At 73.0% G+C, this 18,093-nt stretch carries 14 protein-coding genes; 9 read left to right on the top strand and 5 right to left on the bottom strand.

Annotation, left to right across the window (positions count from 1 at the left end; genetic code table 11):
• Window positions 1-124 precede the first annotated feature (124 nt).
• Together I4I81_RS22495 and I4I81_RS22490 are read left to right on the top strand one after the other, a co-directional pair.
• Complete coding sequence (locus tag I4I81_RS22495) at window positions 125-1,390, top strand: aspartate kinase (RefSeq protein WP_218606149.1); 1,266 nt, start codon at window positions 125-127, stop codon at window positions 1,388-1,390.
• Between the two features lie 70 nt (window positions 1,391-1,460).
• Window positions 1,461-2,510 (top strand): aspartate-semialdehyde dehydrogenase, encoded by a 1,050-nt coding sequence (locus I4I81_RS22490; RefSeq protein ID WP_218616310.1) that lies wholly within the window; start codon window positions 1,461-1,463, stop codon window positions 2,508-2,510.
• Here I4I81_RS22490 and I4I81_RS22485 read toward each other — a convergent pair.
• Together I4I81_RS22485 and I4I81_RS22480 are read right to left on the bottom strand one after the other, a co-directional pair.
• Window positions 2,507-3,502 carry an endonuclease/exonuclease/phosphatase family protein gene (locus I4I81_RS22485; RefSeq protein WP_218605326.1) on the bottom strand — a complete coding sequence of 332 codons (996 nt, stop codon included), beginning with the start codon at window positions 3,500-3,502 and terminating at the stop codon, window positions 2,507-2,509. The genes I4I81_RS22490 and I4I81_RS22485 overlap by 4 nt on opposite strands.
• Window positions 3,503-3,578: 76 nt before the next feature.
• Window positions 3,579-4,553 carry an MFS transporter gene (locus tag I4I81_RS22480; protein ID WP_225924661.1) on the bottom strand — a complete coding sequence of 325 codons (975 nt, stop codon included), beginning with the start codon at window positions 4,551-4,553 and terminating at the stop codon, window positions 3,579-3,581.
• A gap of 27 nt (window positions 4,554-4,580) precedes the next feature.
• On the opposite strand from I4I81_RS22480, the gene I4I81_RS22475 reads away from it, so the two are divergent.
• The 5 genes from I4I81_RS22475 to I4I81_RS22455 all read left to right on the top strand — a co-directional run bounded on the left by I4I81_RS22475 (window position 4,581) and on the right by I4I81_RS22455 (window position 12,784).
• Window positions 4,581-6,044, top strand: a complete 1,464-nt coding sequence (locus tag I4I81_RS22475; RefSeq protein WP_226363513.1) for a catalase — start codon at window positions 4,581-4,583, stop codon at window positions 6,042-6,044.
• Between the two features lie 227 nt (window positions 6,045-6,271).
• Window positions 6,272-8,572: a glycosyltransferase family 2 protein gene (locus I4I81_RS22470; protein ID WP_218616309.1), complete on the top strand. Its 2,301-nt coding sequence runs from the start codon at window positions 6,272-6,274 to the stop codon at window positions 8,570-8,572.
• The gene (gene glxA / locus I4I81_RS22465) at window positions 8,569-10,521 is read left to right on the top strand and encodes a radical copper oxidase GlxA (RefSeq protein ID WP_226363512.1); all 1,953 of its coding nucleotides are present in this window, start codon (window positions 8,569-8,571) and stop codon (window positions 10,519-10,521) included. The genes I4I81_RS22470 and glxA overlap by 4 nt, the downstream gene beginning before the upstream one ends.
• Entirely contained in the window at window positions 10,518-11,516 is a 999-nt protein-coding gene (locus I4I81_RS22460; RefSeq protein WP_218605753.1) for a glycoside hydrolase family 6 protein, read from the top strand. Before glxA ends, I4I81_RS22460 begins: the two co-directional genes overlap by 4 nt.
• Window positions 11,517-11,668: 152 nt before the next feature.
• Complete coding sequence (locus tag I4I81_RS22455; RefSeq protein ID WP_218605752.1) at window positions 11,669-12,784, top strand: ABC transporter ATP-binding protein; 1,116 nt, start codon at window positions 11,669-11,671, stop codon at window positions 12,782-12,784.
• A gap of 55 nt (window positions 12,785-12,839) precedes the next feature.
• On the opposite strand, the gene I4I81_RS22450 is transcribed toward I4I81_RS22455, so the two are convergent.
• Complete coding sequence (locus tag I4I81_RS22450) at window positions 12,840-13,880, bottom strand: GNAT family N-acetyltransferase (protein WP_218605751.1); 1,041 nt, start codon at window positions 13,878-13,880, stop codon at window positions 12,840-12,842.
• Window positions 13,881-14,015: 135 nt separating this feature from the next.
• Between I4I81_RS22450 and I4I81_RS22445 the strand changes: the two genes are divergently transcribed.
• The gene (locus tag I4I81_RS22445; RefSeq protein ID WP_218616308.1) at window positions 14,016-14,438 is read left to right on the top strand and encodes an organic hydroperoxide resistance protein; all 423 of its coding nucleotides are present in this window, start codon (window positions 14,016-14,018) and stop codon (window positions 14,436-14,438) included.
• An 81-nt stretch (window positions 14,439-14,519) separates the two neighbouring features.
• Here I4I81_RS22445 and I4I81_RS22440 read toward each other — a convergent pair whose 3' ends face one another.
• Both I4I81_RS22440 and I4I81_RS22435 read right to left on the bottom strand, forming a co-directional pair.
• Window positions 14,520-16,343, bottom strand: coding sequence for a prolyl oligopeptidase family serine peptidase (locus I4I81_RS22440; protein ID WP_218616307.1), 1,824 nt, complete (start codon window positions 16,341-16,343; stop codon window positions 14,520-14,522).
• 134 nt (window positions 16,344-16,477) lie between these two features.
• Window positions 16,478-16,924, bottom strand: a complete 447-nt coding sequence (locus I4I81_RS22435; RefSeq protein ID WP_218605031.1) for a septum formation family protein — start codon at window positions 16,922-16,924, stop codon at window positions 16,478-16,480.
• Window positions 16,925-17,316: 392 nt separating this feature from the next.
• On the opposite strand from I4I81_RS22435, the gene I4I81_RS22430 reads away from it, so the two are divergent.
• Window positions 17,317-18,057, top strand: coding sequence for a PaaI family thioesterase (locus I4I81_RS22430; protein ID WP_218605032.1), 741 nt, complete (start codon window positions 17,317-17,319; stop codon window positions 18,055-18,057).
• Window positions 18,058-18,093 lie beyond the last annotated feature (36 nt).

The following is an 18,093-nucleotide window of genomic DNA, read 5'->3' as shown; positions in this document are numbered from 1 at the left end:
GGCGTCAGTCATCTCGATCGGCCCCGCCACCGCGTGCCGGTACTGTCAACACCCGACCAGCGCCCTCACGGGCGATGAGCCCACGGGCGCGGAGTTCCCGCCGTGCCGGTTACAGGAGGTCGGCGTGGCCCTCGTCGTGCAGAAGTACGGCGGATCATCCGTCCAGGACGCGGACCGCATCAAGAAGGTCGCGGAACGGATCGTCCGGACGCACAAGGAGGGTCACGACGTCGTCGTCGTCGCCTCGGCGATGGGTGACACCACCGACGAACTCCTCGACCTCGCCGAGCAGGTGTCGCCCGCGCCCCCGCCGCGCGAGCTCGACATGCTGCTGACCGCGGGCGAGCGCATGTCCAACGCCCTTCTGGCCATGGCGATCCACGCGCTGGGTGTGGAGGCGCGGTCGTTCACGGGGTCGCAGGCCGGGATGGTCACCACCTCCAAGCACGGCGACGCGCGCATCGTGAACGTCAACCCGCAGCGGTTGCGCGAGGCCCTCGACGAGGGCTCGATCGTGCTGGTCGCCGGGTTCCAGGGCGTCAGCCAGGACTCCAAGGACGTCACGACGCTGGGCCGGGGCGGCTCCGACACCACCGCCGTCGCCCTCGCCGCCGCGCTGCACGCCGACGTCTGCGAGATCTACACCGACGTCGACGGCATCTTCTCCGCCGACCCGCGCATCGTCGGCGACGCGCAGCTGATCGACCAGATCACCTACGAGGAGATGCTGGAGATGGCCGCGTGCGGGGCGAAGGTGCTGCACCTGCGCGCCGTCGAGTACGCCCGGCGCTACAACGTCCCGCTGCGGGTGCGCAGCTCGTACACCGACAAGCCGGGCTCGCTCGTCACCGGCTCGATCGAGGAGATCCCCTTGGAGAACGCGATCATCACCGGGGTCGCGCACGACCGGTCCGAAGCGAAGATCACCGTGACCGACGTTCCGGACAACCCCGGCATGGCGGCACGGATCTTCCGGACCGTCGCCGACGCCGAGATCAACATCGACATGGTGCTGCAGAACGTCAGCCGCACCTCCGACCGGCTCACCGACATCACGTTCTCGCTGCCGCGCACCGACGGCGCCCGCGCGGTCGCCGCGCTCACCGCGGTGCAGCCGGAGATCGGGTTCGCCGAGATCCTGCACGACGAGGAGGTCGGGAAGGTGTCGCTGATCGGGGCCGGGATGCGCAACCACCCCGGCGTCACCGCCACCTTCTGCGAGGCCCTGTCCGAGGCCGGAGTGAACATCGAGACGATGAACACCTCGGAGATCCGGATCTCGGTGATCTGCCGGGTCGACCAGCTCGACGACGCGGTCCAGGCCCTGCACAAGGCGTTCGACCTCGGCGGCAGCGAGCAGGCCGTCGTGCACGGGGGGACCGGGCGATGAGCGAGCGTGCGAGCGATCCATCGACACCGCGCGTCCGGGCAGTGCCGACCGAGCGCAGTGAGGGAGAGCGATGACGGTTCTGGCGATCGTGGGTGCCACCGGCGCGGTGGGTTCCACGATGATCGAGATCATCGATGCGCGCGAGAGCGTGCCGTGGTCGGAGATCCGGCTCGTCGCCTCGGCCCGCTCGGCGGGCAAGGTGCTGAAGGTCCGCGGCGAGGACGTCACGGTCCGGCTGCTGGAGCCCGAGGTCTTCGACGGCGTGGACATCGCGCTGTTCGACGTGCCCGACGAGGTCAGTGCCGAGTGGGCGCCGGTCGCCGCGTCCCGCGGTGCGGTCGCCGTCGACAACTCCGGTGCGTTCCGGATGGACCCCGAGGTGCCGCTGGTGGTGCCCGAGGTCAACGCCGACGAGGCCGCGAACCGGCCGAAGGGGATCATCGCGAACCCCAACTGCACGACGCTGTCGATGATGGCCGCGATGGGCGCGCTGCACCGCGAGTTCGGCCTCACCGCGCTGGTCGTCTCGTCGTACCAGGCGGCCTCGGGGGCGGGCCAGGGCGGGATCGACCGCCTGCAGGCCGAGCTGTCCGCGGTCGCGGGCAAGGACCTCGGCTCGCGCAGCGGCGACGTCGCCGAGGCGCTGGCCGACCTGCCCGACGAGTCGCCGTTCCCGGCGCCCCTCGCGCTCAACGTCGTGCCGTGGGCGGGTTCGCTCAAGGACGGCGGCTGGAGTTCCGAGGAGCTCAAGGTGCGCAACGAGTCGCGCAAGATCCTCGGCATCCCCGACCTCAAGGTGTCGGCCACCTGCGTGCGCGTGCCCGTGGTCACGACGCACTCGCTCGCGGTGCACGCCACGTTCTCCCGCGAGGTCACGGTCGAGGCCGCGCACAAGGTCCTCGGCGCCCAGCCGACGATCGTGCTGCGCGACGACCCGGCCGCGGGCGAGTGGCCGACGCCGGCCGACGCGGTGGGCGGCGACCCGACGGTCGTCGGGCGGATCCGGCAGGCGCTGGACTTCCCCGACACCCTGGAGCTGTTCGTCTGCGGCGACAACCTCCGCAAGGGCGCGGCGCTGAACACCTACGAGATCGCCGAGACGGTGGCCGCGACCCTCTAGAGAGGGAGCCGGAGCCGGGTCACCACGGCCCGGTGGTCGCTTCCGGTCACGTCATGGACCGTGAACGACTCCGCGGTGATGCCGTCGGTGGCGACCACATGGTCGATCTGGGTACCGAGCAGGCGCGGGGCGGCGGACGGCCAGGTGCCGACGAGGCCGGCGCCCGCCTGCTCGGCGGCGTCACCGCAGCCCGCGGTGCCCGCCCGGAACGGGGAGTGGTCGAGGGAGGCGTTGAAGTCGCCGGCGACCACGGCGGGCGTCGGACCCGCGCACCAGGTGGCCACGTGCGCCTGGTCGGCGGCCCACTGCGGCACCCGACCGGGTGTCGGGGCTGCGGAGTGGAACGCCACGAACCGCAGCGCGCCCAGCGCTCCGCCGGTGAGCACCACCGACGCCTCCGACGTCCCGCCGTCGACGGTCGCGGTGAGCTCGCCGAGGCGGGTGCGGGCCAGCGCGCTGACGCCCGACACGTCGGGGCCGCTGTCGGTGGAGCCGTAGGACCGGTAGCCCAGGGGCTCCACCAGCGGGGCCAGCCGCTCGCGGAAGCGCGGACCGGCCTCCGGGATCGACACCAGGTCCGGCTGCTCGGCGGCGATCAGCGCGGCGACGTCCGCCACGTCGGCCCCGCCCTCGTAGACGTTGACGGCGAGCACCGTCAGCGCCGGTCCGTCGCCCGCGCTCCCGGCGATCGCGCGGGCGGGCAGCGTGCTCGCCGCGAGCAGGAGCACCGCCAGCACGCCGACGGCGAGCGGGAGAGCCCGGCGGGTGAGCAGCAGGACGGCGAGCGGCACGGCGAGCACCGCGGTCGTGACCGCCAGCACGGCCGGGCGGAACGCGACGATCTGCGCGAACGGCGTGCGTACGTCGAGGCCGAGCAGGTCGGGCACGAGGAGCAGGGCCAGCCCGAGCACCACCGCCGCGGAGACCGCGTACCCCACTACCCGGAGCGGGAGCGTTCCCGTGGGCCGGGCGGGAGCGGGTGCGTGACTCATCCCCGTCGAGTGTGCCCGTGCCGCCCGTCCGATGACGGGGGTCGGGCCCGATCCGCACGGGATCTCCACGGGATCGTCACAGGGCCGCCGGCACCCGACGGCCGAGCAGTGCCGCGACCCCGGCCAGTGCCGCTCCGACGACCCCGACCACCACGATCGCGACGGCGGGGGAGGCGGTGTCGATCAGCAGACCGGCCAGCGGCGTGCCCGCGGCCGCGCCCAGCGTGGTGGCCGATCCGTGCAGCCCGGTGACGACGCCGCGAGCCGGTTCCGGGGCGAGCACGGACACGCGCTCCGACCCCGCGGCGAGCGCGATGGCGTACACCGGTCCGACGCCCTGCACGCTCGCGATCACCGAGAGCTCGGTGCCGAAGAGGAGCAGCACGGTGGCGGCGGTGCCCAGCAGGGCCGCCACCAGCCACCGGTCGAGCCACGTCCGGACGGATGGCGGGCGCTCGCCGGGCTCGGCCGTGCCCGTGCGGGTCGGCGGGTCCAGCACCCAGAACGCGAGGCCCGTGGCCACCCAGCCGGCGCCGACCACCGCCATCGCGACGGGGCTGGACAGCGTCACCACCAGCAGCGACCCGACCGCCGGCCCGATGATGTACGACACCTCCACCGACATGGAGTCGAGCGCGAAGGCGGGCCGCCTGCTGCCCTCGGGGACCGCCGACGCCAGTGCCTGCCGGATGATCGAGTACACCGGGAACGCGAGCAGGCCGCCCAGGAACGCCCCCACCAGCAGGGTCGGGTAGGTCAGGTACGGCGCCACCGACCAGAACACGGCCGCGGCGGCGGTCGTGACGGCCAGCATGGTGCGCAACCCGCGACGGTCGACGAAGCGCCCGAGCGTCGGCGCGCCGATCGCCATACCGATCGTGGACGCCGCCCCGACCGCCCCCGCGGCCGCGTAGCCGAGGTCGAGGGTGAGGACCACATGCAGCGTCAACGTTATCGCCGCGGCCGAGGCGGGTACCCGGGCGAGGAGCGATACGGTCATCAGCGGGGCGACGCCGGGCAGGGCGAGCACTCCGCGATAGCCGGGCGTCATACCCCCCACCACAGCAAGGAGTCACCCGTGACGGCAAGCCAGAGGCCGGCCACCACCACCGACGGCGGGGCCCCCGTGGCCAGCGACGAGCACTCGCTCTCCGTCGGACCCGACGGGCCGTTGGTCCTCAACGACCACTACCTGATCGAGCAGATGGCGAACTTCAACCGGGAGCGCATCCCGGAGCGCCAGCCGCACGCGAAGGGCGGTGGCGCGTTCGGCACGTTCACCGTGACCCAGGACGTCAGCGCGTACACCCGGGCCGCGGTGTTCCAGCCGGGCACCGTGACCGAGGCCGTCATGCGCTTCTCGACCGTGGCGGGTGAGCGGGGCAGCCCCGACACCTGGCGCGACCCCCGCGGCTTCTCGCTCAAGCTCTACACCACCGAGGGCAACCTCGACCTGGTCGGCAACAACACCCCGGTCTTCTTCCTGCGCGACCCGATGAAGTTCCAGCACTTCATCCGCAGCCAGAAGCGCCGCGCGGCCAACAACCTGCGCGACCACGACATGCAGTGGGACTTCTGGACGCTCGTGCCGGAGTCGGCGCACCAGGTCACCTGGCTGATGGGCGACCGGGGCATCCCGAAGACGTGGCGTCACATGAACGGCTACTCGAGCCACACCTACATGTGGATCAACGCCGAGGGCGAGAAGTTCTGGGTCAAGTACCACTTCAAGACCGACCAGGGCGTCGAGCACCTGACGCAGGACGAGGCCGACGACCTCGCGGGCAAGGACGGCGACGCCCACCAGCGCGACCTCTACGACTCGCTCGAGGCCGGCGACTTCCCGTCCTGGACGCTGAAGATGCAGATCATGCCGTTCGAGGACGCGAAGACCTACCGCTACAACCCGTTCGACCTCACCAAGGTGTGGCCGCACGCCGACTACCCGCTGATCGAGGTCGGGACGCTGCAGCTCAACCGCAACGTCACCGACTACCACTCCCAGGTCGAGCAGGCGGCGTTCGAGCCGAACAACCTCGTGCCCGGCACCGGCCTCTCGCCGGACAAGATGCTGCTGGCCCGCGGGTTCTCCTACTCCGACGCGCACCGCGCCCGGCTCGGGGTCAACTACAAGCAGATCCCGGTCAACGCCCCGATCTCGCCCGTCCACAGCTATTCCAAGGACGGCGCGATGCGGATCACCCCGGTCGCCGACCCGGTGTACGCGCCGAACTCCTACGGCGGCCCGCAGGCCGACCCGTCGCGGACCGACGACGGCGGAACCTGGTACTCCGACGGCGAGATGGTGCGCACCGCGTACACGCTCCGTCCCGACGACGACGACTGGGGCCAGGCCGGCACGCTGGTCCGCGACGTGTGGGACGACGAGGAGCGCGCACGCTTCGTCGAGAACGTCTCCGGTCACCTCGCCGACGGCGTCTCCGAGCCCGTCCTGGTCCGCGCGTTCGAGTACTGGCGCAACGTCGACAAGGAGATCGGCGAGCGCGTCGAGACCGCGACCCGGGCGCTGCTCACGAAGTAGAGCCGCCTTCCCCCGATCGGCCCTCGCACCGTTGCGGTGCGGGGGCCGACCCATGTGTGGGGATCATCACGCGGGGTCGACGCAACCTGCTCCGATGTCACCTGGTCGAGCTACGCGTCCGGCCGGATCGACCGAACCGGCGGAGTTGTCGTCACCTTGTGTTGTGTAACAGGCTCCGGCTGCCGCCACGATCACGCTCGTGAGTGAAGTCCATCGGGGGTAGTTGCGTGCACGACAGTCCGACCATCGGCCCGGAGACCGGTGCGTTCGCCGTCCGCGATTTCAGCCAGCTCTCGGGGGAGATCACGGAGGCGGGGCCGGGTTACCGGGTCCGTTTCCGCGGGGTGCACGCGTCGTCGGGCCGTCGCTCGTGGCTGGTGTCGCTGTTGATCATCACGCTCAACGTGGCGTTCGAGGCGGCTTTCGTCTACTGGCTCCTGCAGCCCTCGCACACGCCGGACATCGACACGACGCGGCCGTGGACCGTGGCCGCGAACGTCTTCGTCATCGCCTCCATCGCTCTGGTGGAGGGGCTGCGGCTGGTCAACGTGTTCTCGCTGTCGCTGGCCTCGATGCTCGCGCGCGACCCGATCCCGGTGCGCCCGGACCCCCGCCTGCGCGTCGCGTTCCTCACCACGATCGTGCCGGGCAAGGAACCGTTGGAGATGGTCCGCGCAACGGTGCACGCCGCGCGCCGCATCCGCCATGACGGCGTGTTCCACGTGTGGCTGCTCGACGAGGGCGACGACCCGGCCGTGAAGGAGATGTGCCGCGCCGAGGGCGTCCGGCACTTCACCCGGCGGGGGATCCCCGAGTACAACCAGCCGACCGGCCACTTCAAGGCGAAGACCAAGCACGGCAACTACAACGCCTGGGTCGACCGCTACGGCCACCGCTACGAGGTCTTCCTCTCCGTCGACCCCGACCACGTGCCGCTGCCCAACTACGCGCAGCGGATGCTCGGCTACTTCCGCGACCCCGACGTCGCGTTCGTCGTCGGACCGCAGTGCTACGCGAACGTCGACAACTTCGTCACCAAGGGTGCGGAGAGCCAGCAGTTCCCGTTCCACAGCGTGATCCAGCGCGCGGCCAACGCGTACGAGTCCCCGATGCTCGTCGGCACGAACAACGCGATCCGGATCGACGCTCTGGTCTGCATCGGCGGGTTCGCCGACTCCATCACCGAGGACATGGCGACGGGGCTCGCGATCCACTCCCGCCGCAACCCCGTGACCGGGGCGAAATGGAAGTCGGTCTACACCCCCGACGTCGTCGCGGTCGGCGAGGGACCGTCGTCCTGGAGCGACTACTTCTCCCAGCAGCTGCGGTGGTCGCGGGGCACCTTCGAGATCCTCTCCGGCCCGTTCTGGAAGCGGCTGCGCCGGCTCACCCCCGGCCGGACCCTGCACTACCTCCTCATCACGACGTTCTACCCGTCGATGGCGGCGGGCTGGATCCTCGGCGGCGTCAACGCCGTCCTCTACCTGACGATGGGCGTCTCCGGCATCGTCGTCCCACCGCAGCTGTGGCTCGCGCTCTACATCGACGCCACCGCGTTCCAGCTGTGGGTCTACATCCGCAACCGGCGCTACAACGTCAGCCCGTACGAGGAGGAGAACTCGCCGGGCGTGCGCGGGATGGCGATGTCGGTCATCTCGTCGCCGATCTACGCGAGCTCGCTGATCGCGACCCTGCTGCGGCGGCCCGCGAAGTTCGTCGTCACGCCCAAGAGCGACGCCGCCACCCGCGACCGGCTGATCACCTTCCGCCGGCACCTGCAGTGGACGGCCCTGCTCGGCGTCGCGCTCGCCGGTTCGGTCGTGCTGGGCTACGCGAACCTCGAGGTCATGATGTGGCCCGCGCTCGCGCTGCTGATCAGCCTCGCACCGGTGGCGCTGTGGTGGCTCAACGCCGACGTCACGCGAAGCGTCGCGACCGGGGCCGAGGTCGTCGACGCCGCGGTGGACGCCGACCCGGTCGTGCTCGCCAACGCGGTCCGTCCCGACGACCTCGACGACGACCCGGACGCCGGCGACGAGCCGCCCCGCACGTCGCTGCGGGGTGTGCCGATCGAGCCCCGCAAGCCCGATGCCCGCAAGCCGGACCTGCGCGAGACCGCTCCTCGCACGCCCGAACCCCGGAGGCCGGACACCGCAGCGGCCGGCCCGCAGCCGCCGGCGCCGTGGACGGGACCAGCCCCGCGGCCGCCGATGCGGGGCCCCGGCGGTCCGGTGCGGGTGCCGCTGCAGCCGGACCACGCGCGGCCGGGCCTGCCGCCCGCCCCGCGGCCGCCGATGCGGCACGACCCGGCCCGACCTCCGGCGCGCCACGACGGCCCGCCCGCGCAGCGCGAGGCCCCCCGGCCCGGTGTGCCCGTGGGCTCGCGGCCCGTGCAGCCGCGGCCCTACGTCGAACCTCCGGTGCGCGACCAGCAGGCCCCGCCCGGCGGGCTGCCGGTGGTCCCCCGCGTCGCGCCCACCCCCCGACCCCGCCCCGACGGCACCGAGACGAGGAGCGACCCGACGTGAGGCGCCTGCTGCGCAGAACCCTGTCCGCGATCACCCGGCGCGGGCGGATCCTCACGATCATCCTGGCGCCGACCGTGCTGATCGCGGTGAACGTCCCGCCCGCCATCGCGTTCGTCACGGAGATCCGTCACCAGCAGCTCATCGACAGCCCGGGGTACAAGGCCGAGTTCGGCCACTGGGACGTCGTCGAGCTGCCGGAGGGCCTGCAGATCAACGCGATCCACGCCGCGCTGCTCCCCACCGGCAAGGTGCTGATCATCGCCGGGTCCGGCAACGACCGCGCTCAGTTCGACGCCGGCACGTTCAAGAGCCTGCTCTACGACCCGGCCACCGGGCAGGCGCGCCTGGTGCTCACCCCGGCCGACCTGTTCTGCGGCGGCCACGCGTTCCTCCCCGACGGCAACCTGCTCGTCGCGGGCGGCACACAGCGCTACGAGGTGCTCGAGGGCGACGTCACGCTCGCGGCGGGCGCGATGCGCGTGAAGAACGAGTCCCCGGCGGCCGCGCGCGACTTCCCCGAGGGCACCGAGTTCGTCTCCCCGGACGGCCGGACCTACCGCGCGACGAGCGCGTTCACCGTGCCGGCGGCGTCGAAGGTGATCGAGCGCGACGGCTCGGCGACGGTGACCGCCAGCGAGAGCGAGGTGTGGGTCGAGTCCGTGGTCGAGGGGGCTCCCGGGGTCACCGCGGACCCGTCCAAGTACGTCATCACCGGCCTGGCCGGTGAGGACGCGCAGAACCTCTACGGCCTGGCCGAGGCGATGAACCTGGACAAGCAGGACTACCAGGGGATCGCCGACTCCTACGAGTTCGACCCCGTGACCGAGGAGTACGTGCAGGTCGGGGACATGGTGCACAAGCGCTGGTACCCGAGCCTGACGCCGCTCTCCGACGGCACGGTGCTCTCGGTGTCGGGCCTCGACGGGCTCGGCCAGATCCTGGACGGGCAGAACGAGACCTACGACCCGGTCACGCAGGTGTGGACCGAGCGGCCGGACCTGCGCCGCTACTTCCCGTCCTACCCGGCGCTGTTCCAGACCGCGCAGCCCGACCAGCTGTTCTACTCCGGATCGACCACCGGCTACGGCCCGGCGCAGCAGGGCCGCGAGCCCGGGCTCTGGAACCTGGCGGACAACACGTTCGCGCCCGTTCCGGGCCTGCGCGACCCCGACCTCGTCGAGACCTCCGGGTCGGTGTGGGCCGGTCCGGTGCAGGACCAGCGGATGCTCGTCGTCGGTGGGGGTGGGGTGGGGGAGTCGCCGCTGTCCACCGCGCGCACCGACGTCATCGACCTCACGGCCGAACAGCCCGCCTACACCCCGGGCCCGGACCTGCCCGAGCCCACGCGCTACCCCAACGTCGTGACGCTGCCGACCGACGAGATCCTCATCGCCGGCGGCTCGCGGGACTACCGGGGCAAGGGGCAGAGCCACATCTTCGAGGCCAGCCTCTACACGCCGTCGTCGAACACGATCCGCCCGGTCGCGGAGTCGTCGGTGGGCCGTGACTACCACTCCGCGGGCATCCTGCTGCCCAACGGGCAGGTGATCGTGATGGGCGGCGACGCGCTGTTCTCCGACGTCCTCAACACCCGCGACGCCGACTTCGAGCACCGCCTGGAGATCTTCACCCCGCCGTACATGTTCCGGGGGGAGCGCCCGGAGATCACCGACGCGCCGGCCGCCGTCGCGCTGGGCGAGACCATGACGGTCGCCACGCCGGACGCGGAGCGGATCGACCGCGCCCGGCTGATCCGTCCGAGTGCCGCGACCCACGTCACGGACCTGGAGCAGCGCTCCGTCGCCCTCGACGTGGAGAAGCGACCGGACGGGACACTCGGGCTGGCCGTCCCGGCCGAGGCCACCCTGGCGCCGCCGGGCTTCTACATGCTGTTCCTCGTCGACGACCAGGGCACGCCGTCGGTCGCGAGATGGGTGCAGGTGACATGAGGACGCCAGGCGGCCTGACCGCGCTGCTCCTCGGGGCGGTGCTGCTCGGCGGGTGCTCGACGGCCGTGGAGCCGCCCGCGACGGCGCCCGCCGCGGTGTCGGCCCCGTCCGGGTTCTACGTCGACCCCGCGTCGGAGGCCGCCGCCCAGGTGACGCGGTGGGAGGCCGAGGGACGCACCGACGACGCCGAGCTGATCCGCCGGATCTCCGACCAGCCGTTCCCGCTGTGGGCGACCGGAGACACCGAGCAGGTGCGGGTGGAGGTCGCCGACTACGTGGAGCGGGCGGAGGCGGCGGACGCCCGGCCGCTGCTCGTGGCCTACAACATCCCGCACCGCGACTGCGGCAGCTTCTCCGCTGGTGGAGCGGGTGACGGCGACTCCTATCTCGAGTGGGTCGACCTGCTCGCCGACACGATCCGCGACAGTGACGCCACCGTGGTCCTGGAGCCCGACGCGGTGCCCCACGAGCTGTCCGGCTGCGTCGACGGCGCGTTGCGCGACGAGCGCTACGAACTGCTCGGCTCGGCGATCGACACCCTCAAGGACGCGGGCGCCACCGTCTACCTCGACGCGGGCAACCCCGGATTCATCTCCGACGTCGACGCCCTCGCCGAGGCGCTGCGCCGCTCCGGCATCGACCGGGCCGACGGCTTCTCGCTCAACGTCGCCAACTTCCGCTCGACGGAGGTCAACGTCGAGTTCGGCACGGAGCTCTCCGAGCGGCTCGACGGCGCGCGGTTCGTCGTCGACACCAGCCGCAACGGTGCGGGCGCCCCGCCCCAGGGCGACATCGACGGCGCTCCGAGCTTCTGCAACCCGCCCGACCGCGCGCTGGGGGCCGCGCCGACCCTGGACGCGGGCCACCCGCTGGTCGACGCGCTGTTGTGGGTCAAGCGCCCCGGGGAGTCCGACGGCGCGTGCCGCGCGGGCGAGCCGGAGGCCGGGCAGTGGTACCCGGACTACGCGCTGGGGCTGGCCGAACGCGCGTCCTGAACGGGGCCGCCGGACTGTGGCGCGGGGCACAATCCCCATGCGAGAGTGGCGGGGCGCCGACGCCGACCTGCAGACCGGTCAACCATGCAGGCAGGCCCGGGTTTCCCGGGGGCCAGGCGCGCCCGCCCTCGACCTCCCTGGAGGAGCCCACCATGGCCAGCATCACATTCGACGCTGCCTCGCGCACGTACCCGGGTGCCCCGCACCCCGCCGTCGACGCGCTCGACCTCGACATCGCCGACGGCGAGTTCCTCGTCCTCGTCGGCCCCTCCGGTTGTGGCAAGTCCACCTCGCTCCGCATGCTGGCGGGGCTGGAGGAGGTCACCGGCGGGCGGATCTTCATCGGCGACAAGGACGTCACGCACCTGCCGCCGAAGGACCGCGACATCGCGATGGTGTTCCAGAACTACGCGCTGTACCCGCACATGACCGTCGCCGACAACATGGGTTTCGCGCTCAAGATCGCGGGCATGGGCAAGGAGGAGATCCGCAAGCGCGTCGAGGAGGCCGCGGATGTGCTCGACCTCCGCGCCTTCCTCGACCGCAAGCCGAAGGCGCTGTCCGGCGGACAGCGCCAGCGCGTCGCGATGGGTCGCGCGATCGTCCGCAGCCCGCAGGTCTTCCTCATGGACGAGCCACTGTCCAACCTCGACGCCAAGCTCCGCGTCCAGACCCGCACGCAGATCGCGGCACTCCAGCGGCGCCTGGCCACCACCACCGTCTACGTCACCCACGACCAGGTCGAGGCCATGACGATGGGCGACCGTGTCGCGGTGCTGAAGGACGGGCTGCTCCAGCAGGTCGACACCCCGCGCAACCTCTACGACCGCCCCGACAACGTGTTCGTCGCCGGTTTCATCGGCTCACCCGCGATGAACCTCGCCGATGTCCCGATCTCGGAGGAGGGCGCGGAGATCGGCGGGCACACGCTGCCGCTGCAGCGCTCGGTGCGCTCGGCGCTGTCGGCCGAGGGCGCGCGCACGGCGACGCTCGGGTTCCGTCCCGAGTCGATCTCCGTCGTGGGCGACGGGGAGGGGTTCCCCTTCGAGGTCGTCGTCGTCGAGGAACTCGGGTCCGACGCGTTCGCCTACGGCAGCCTGAAGGTCGACGACGGCTCCGCGGCGGGTGACGCCGAGCTGCTCACCGTGCGCGTCGACGCCCGCACGCCCCCGCGCAAGGGCGAGATCATCCACCTGGCCATCCGCCCGGGCGAGGAGCACGTCTTCTCTCCCGGTACCGGCTCGCGGATCGCCCCCGCCGAGGCCTGACCCCCGATCCGGGAGGGGATCGTCCGTCAGCGTGGACGGGCGGCCCCCTCCTGCACTACCCGACCAGGGTGCCGCTGGACGTCGGTAGGGCGGCGCGCAGCCGCACCTCGCCGTCGGAGATCTCCGCCGACGGGCGCAGTCCGGCCCGGCGCAGCAGGCGGGTGACGCCGAGGTCGTCCGGACGGGCGACGCCCGTCAGCTCCGTGAGCCCGCGGTCGGCGGCCATGTCGGCCATCCGCCGCAGCAGGGCCGTGCCGACGCCGCGGCCGTGCCAGGCGTCCGCGACGAGCACGCCGAACCGCGCTGCCGTCGGGCCGTCGGGGCCGAAGGTGGCGATGCCCACGGCGCTGCCGCCGTCGACGGTGATGGCGAGGACGGCCTCGCCGTCGTCACCCCCGAGGAGCCGCTCCAACTCGGCGCCGTCGAGGCGTGGAGCGGGGCTGAGGAAGCGCGACCGCCGGGTGGCGGGGGAGCAGCGGGCGTGCAGGGCCGCGACCAGCGGGGCGTCGCCCGGGGTCGCGGCGCGCATCCGGACCTCGGAGCCGTCGCGCAGGAGCAGGATGCGGTCGTCGCGCTCGGGCGCGGCGGGGGTGCGCAGCGCGAGCTGCGCCGCGAGCTCCAGCAGCGCCGCCGCGCGGGAGATCTCGGTCGCGGTGAACGGCCACGCCCGGCCGAGGCGGAGCTGACGCGCACCCACGCGCAGTGCGTGGGTGTGGCCGCCCGGGTCGGGGTCGGCCGGGTCGACCAGGCGGGCCCGCAGCATCGTCGCGACCGCGCGCGGGGCGCTGCCCGGATCGGCCGCGACCATCCGGGCGAGCGCCAGAGCGGTCGTCGCGGGGTCGGCGAGTTCCTGGGCGTCGGCCCGCACCAGCAACGAGCACGGGATCCCGGCGCGCTCGATCGCGGCCGCCATCTCCGCCGCGTCGATCCCGGTGGGTACCCGGACCAGCAGTTCGTCGGTGACCGATCCGTCGTCGGCGGGCTCCCCGACGACGTGCAGCGAGATGATGTTGCATCCCGCGTCACCGACCGCCGTGGCGAGCTCGCCCAGCCGGCCGGGCCGGTCCTCCAGCTCCACGTGCACGCGCCACAGCATCGAGCCGCCACCTCCTCGGGACGTCCGCCATCGTGCGCGCCGCGTGTTTCCGTCCGGCTACCGACGCGTGACGGCGCGGGGTCGTCGACCGGAGGTATGTTGTGCACGACAGATTCCCGACGGAAGGACAGCACGATGGCGGACGCGATCTACACGGCGGAGGCGACCTCGTCCGGCGGTGGCCGGGACGGGCGGGTCCGGACCAGCGACGGGATCATCGACCAGGACCTGAAGATGCCGCCCGCACTCGGCGGACCCGGCGGGGCCACCAACCCCGAGCAGCTCTTCGCGGCGGCCTACGCCACCTGCTTCCACGGCGCGCTGCGCCTCGTGGCGAAGAACAAGGGCGTCACGGTTCCCGACGGTGCCACCGTCGACGCGTCGGTGAGCCTGGCGCCCGACGACACCAGCTTCGGCATCAGTGCGGTCATCACCGCCCACCTCCCCGGCCTCGACCAGGCCCAGGCCGACGAGCTCGTCGAGGGCGCGCACCAGGTGTGCCCGTACTCCAAGGCCACCCGCGGCAACGTCGACGTGGAGCTGAAGGCGACGGTCTGACAGCCCCGCCCCGCCCCGCCCGCAATGGCAGTAAAGCCACTTTGCCGCCGCCAGACGGCAGCAAAGTGGCTTTGCTGCCGTTCAGGCCAGGGCGCGACGGGCGAAGTCGATCTCCGTCGCGATGTGCTGCAGCGTCTGGTCCACCACCAGGCTGCCGTGGCCCGCGTCGAACCGCGCCACCTCGTAGGCCACGTCCCCGCGGGCGGCGAGGGCGTCGAGGTAGTTGTCGATCTGGCGGATCGGGCAGCGCGGGTCGTTCTCCCCGGCCAGCACCAGCACCGGCACCCGCACGGCGTCGACGTAGGTCAGCGGTGACGCCGTGCGGTACAGCTCGGGCTTCTCCTCCGGCGACCCGCCGAACAGGGCGCGGTCGAACGCGCGCAGCTGCTCCATCTCGTCGGCGTAGGCGGCGACGTAGTCGGCCACCGGCACGCCCGCGAGCCCCGCGGCCCACCGCTCCGGCTGCGTGCCGACGGCGAGCAGTGAGAGATAGCCGCCCCACGACCAGCCCTCGACGACGCACTTCGCCGGGTCGACCAGGCCCTGCGCGACGCACGCGTCGAGCACCGCGGCGACGTCCTCCAGCTCCGTGGTGCCCGGCCGGCCCTCGATCGCGTCCCGCCACGCCGAGCCGTAGCCGGTGGAGCCGCGGTAGTTGACCTCGACGACGACGAACCCGGCCTCCACCCACGCCGCGCGCATGGCGCCGAAGCGGTCCTCGTCGGCGGCGTGCGGGCCGCCGTGCAGGCTGAACACCGCGCGGCCGTCCCCGTCGGGCGGTGTGGCGGCGAGAGCGTGGATGCGCCCGCCGGGCCCGTCCACCCACAGGTCCGTGACCGGTACCGAACCCGGCGCGCGCTCCCCGGGAGGCGCGACGAGCACCCGGTCGGTGCCGTCGGGGTGCAGCGCCCGGATCGTCGACGGCTCGGCCGCGGAGCTGCAGCTGTACTCGACCGTGCCGTCCGGCCGGACCTCCGCCGAACCGACGCACCCCGGTGCGACGGGCAGCTCGGTGAGCACGCCCGCGTCGAGGTCGTAGCGGTGCAGTCGGGTGCGGGCGGCGTGGGTGTGCCCGACGAGCAGCGCGCGCCCGTCGGGTGTGAAGTCGGCGTACACCTCGCCGGGCAGGCCGAGCTCGATCTCGGTCTCGGTGCCCGCGACGACGTCCCAGATCAGCAGCTCCTCGCGTCCGTGCCGCTCGTGCTGCACCAGCAGCCGCGGGTCGCCCTCGACCGGGGCGAACGAGATCGCGCCGAGCCCCTTGCCCGGCCCGTCGTGCAGCTCCGCGACGACGCTGCCGTCGTCGACGCGGACGATGCGCAGCGACGGGTGGCGCGAGTCGCCGTGCTCGGAGTGGCCGATCGCGAGGAGCGTCTCGTCCTCGGACAGCGCGCCGACGCCCGCGTCCTCGACGTGCTCGTAGACGACCGTCGCCGGTGCGTCGACGTCGCGGCGCAGCCAGATGCGCGTGCCGTCGTCGGTGGAGGTGCCCACGACGGTGACCCGGCGGCCGATCTCCAGGCCGGCCGAGTACCCGTCCTCGACGCCGGGCAGTGCGGGCACCGCGGCGGTGCCGTCCGGCGCGAACGGCTCGGTGACCCAGTGCCCGAGCTCGTCGCCGTCGGTGTCGTCGAACCACCAGACGGCCGACCCGTCGGGCGGGAGCGTCGCGGAGTGCGTCCCGCTGGCGCGGTCGGTGACCTGCCGGTGGGTGTCGGTGGCGCGGTCCCAGACGTAGATCTCGGTCGTCCCGCTGGCGTTCGACGAGTAGAGGCAGCGGTCCGGCGCGTCCAGGGCCCACGCCGGCCGCGACATCCGCGGCGCGGTGAACCGGGCCCGCCAGCGCTGCTCGCGCTCGTCGTCGAAGAGGGTCTCGGGCACGGGCGCGGCGGGATGGGTCGTCACGCACGAGATCCTGCCGTAACCGGGCGGGCCGGGGGCGGGTTGAGCCCGGAGCGCGGAGCGGAGCGGCATGCCGCTCGCCCGGCCGGAGGCCTCGTGAGGGGTGGAACCCGGGGTACGCCGGGTGCCGGGCGCGGTCAGAGGTTGGAGCCCCGCAGCGAGGTGGTGGCCGGGGTGCCGTCGGCGGGTCCGACGATGCAGACGATCTCGCGGTCGTCCTCGGCCCACGTCTCGGCGCTGGGGATCAGGAAGTTGACGCTGAGCGTGGTCTGGTCGATCGGGACGCCGACGAAGGTCTGGAACTCGGGCCCGGCGCACAGCTCCTGCGCCGACGCGGTGACGGCCTCGTCACCGGGGAAGTCGCCGTCGGGGAGCTGAGGCAGGGCGTAGATCTCGCCGACGTGCGGCTGGGAGCACTCGACGACCGGGACGCTGCTCACCTGCTCGCCCTCGGGGGTCTCGTCGGTGATGCACTGGCCGACCTCCAGGTCCAGCACGCTGGTGCTGCCGCCGCACGCGGAGAGGAGTGCCAACGCACCTGCCGCGAGGACGGCTGTGGCGGCGCGGCGCAGGGTGGTGTTCATCGTCATGCTCCTCAGGACGGTCGACGGGGAGCGAATGTTACGGCCGGACGCCGCGATCTCCGGGTACAGATCGGGTGAGAACCGGGCCTGTCCGGGTGCACTTCCAGGGGGTCGACCGCTATGAGCACGATCGTCCCTTTCGGGTCGCCGCGCCGCCGGGGCCGTGGGCGGGAGTGGAGCCTGGCCCGATGCCCCGTGCGGCCGCCGCGGACGTGCGTTCGTGACCGTGGTGTGGGCGCGGGGCAGACGGATCACGTGACGCGCGGCGGTGCTCTCCTCTCCGTTCCTCGCCTCGATCGGGGCGGGCGACCCCGTCCTTCCGGCGCTCCTGCTGCTGTGCCAGGGGTGCGGGCGGGTCGAACCGCCCGGCCCCACGGGCTAGCGTCCATGCCGTGCCCGCCTCGACGCTGGACCGCCTCCGCGCCGCGGTCACCGACCCCACCCGGCTCGCCCCGGCCTCCCGGACGGCGGGTGCGCGGCTCGTCGAGGTCGAGCCGGGGCGCGTCGTCGCGACGCTGCCGTCGGCGGAGGTGCTGCCGCCGCTCGGGGCGGCGCTGGTGCTCGCCGACTTCCTGCTCGGCGCCGTCGTCGGGACGGGGTTGGCGCCGGGACTGCGGGTGAGCACGCTGAGCCTGCACGCGTCGGTCCACGCACCCGGCACCGGCGCGCTGACCGCCACGGCACGGCTCGGGCACCTCGGCACCACCGGCGTGAGCACCGCCGAGGTGCGCGGGGTCGACGGCTCGCTCGTCGCGACCTTGAGCAGCCGGTGCGCGGTGCTGCCCGCGTCCGCGCCGCCGCCCGTCGCCGAGTCGTCGCCCACCGCACTCGCGCTGCGGGTCACCCCCGGCGTCGCCGTCGGGACGGCGGACCCGGGGCTCGCCAACTTCGGCTCCACCGTGCAGGGCGGGGTGCTGGCCACCGTCCTCGCGCACGCGCTGGACGCCGCGGCGGGCGGCGTCGAGCTCGACGTCACCTTCGTCCGCCCGGTGCCCACGGACGGCGCGGAGTTCACCGCCCGCGCGACGCCGGTGCACGCGGGCTCGCGTTTCGCCGTCGGCCGGGCGGAGCTGCGCGACGCCCGTGACCGGCTCGCCGCGGTGGGCGTCGCGAGCCGCTGGCTCGGTACCTGAGGCGCGCCTGCCGATCCGCGGTTCGGGGTTCTGCCA

The organism is Pseudonocardia abyssalis (assembly GCF_019263705.2).
Lineage (GTDB): Bacteria > Actinomycetota > Actinomycetes > Mycobacteriales > Pseudonocardiaceae > Pseudonocardia > Pseudonocardia abyssalis.
Note: the sequence above shows the minus strand (reverse complement) of the source record. Positions and strands in the feature narration are given on the sequence as shown.

Bases quoted from the DNA above. Each gene is read 5' to 3' on its own strand.
- I4I81_RS22460 (WP_218605753.1), top strand. From the start codon at position 10,518: ATGAGGACGCCAGGCGGCCTGACCGCGCTGCTCCTCGGGGCGGTGCTG.
- I4I81_RS22435 (WP_218605031.1), bottom strand. From the start codon at position 16,924: ATGAACACCACCCTGCGCCGCGCCGCCACAGCCGTCCTCGCGGCAGGT.
- I4I81_RS22480 (WP_225924661.1), bottom strand. From the start codon at position 4,553: ATGACGCCCGGCTATCGCGGAGTGCTCGCCCTGCCCGGCGTCGCCCCG.
- I4I81_RS22450 (WP_218605751.1), bottom strand. From the start codon at position 13,880: ATGCTGTGGCGCGTGCACGTGGAGCTGGAGGACCGGCCCGGCCGGCTG.
- I4I81_RS22490 (WP_218616310.1), top strand. From the start codon at position 1,461: ATGACGGTTCTGGCGATCGTGGGTGCCACCGGCGCGGTGGGTTCCACG.
- I4I81_RS22455 (WP_218605752.1), top strand. From the start codon at position 11,669: ATGGCCAGCATCACATTCGACGCTGCCTCGCGCACGTACCCGGGTGCC.
- I4I81_RS22485 (WP_218605326.1), bottom strand. From the start codon at position 3,502: ATGAGTCACGCACCCGCTCCCGCCCGGCCCACGGGAACGCTCCCGCTC.
- I4I81_RS22445 (WP_218616308.1), top strand. From the start codon at position 14,016: ATGGCGGACGCGATCTACACGGCGGAGGCGACCTCGTCCGGCGGTGGC.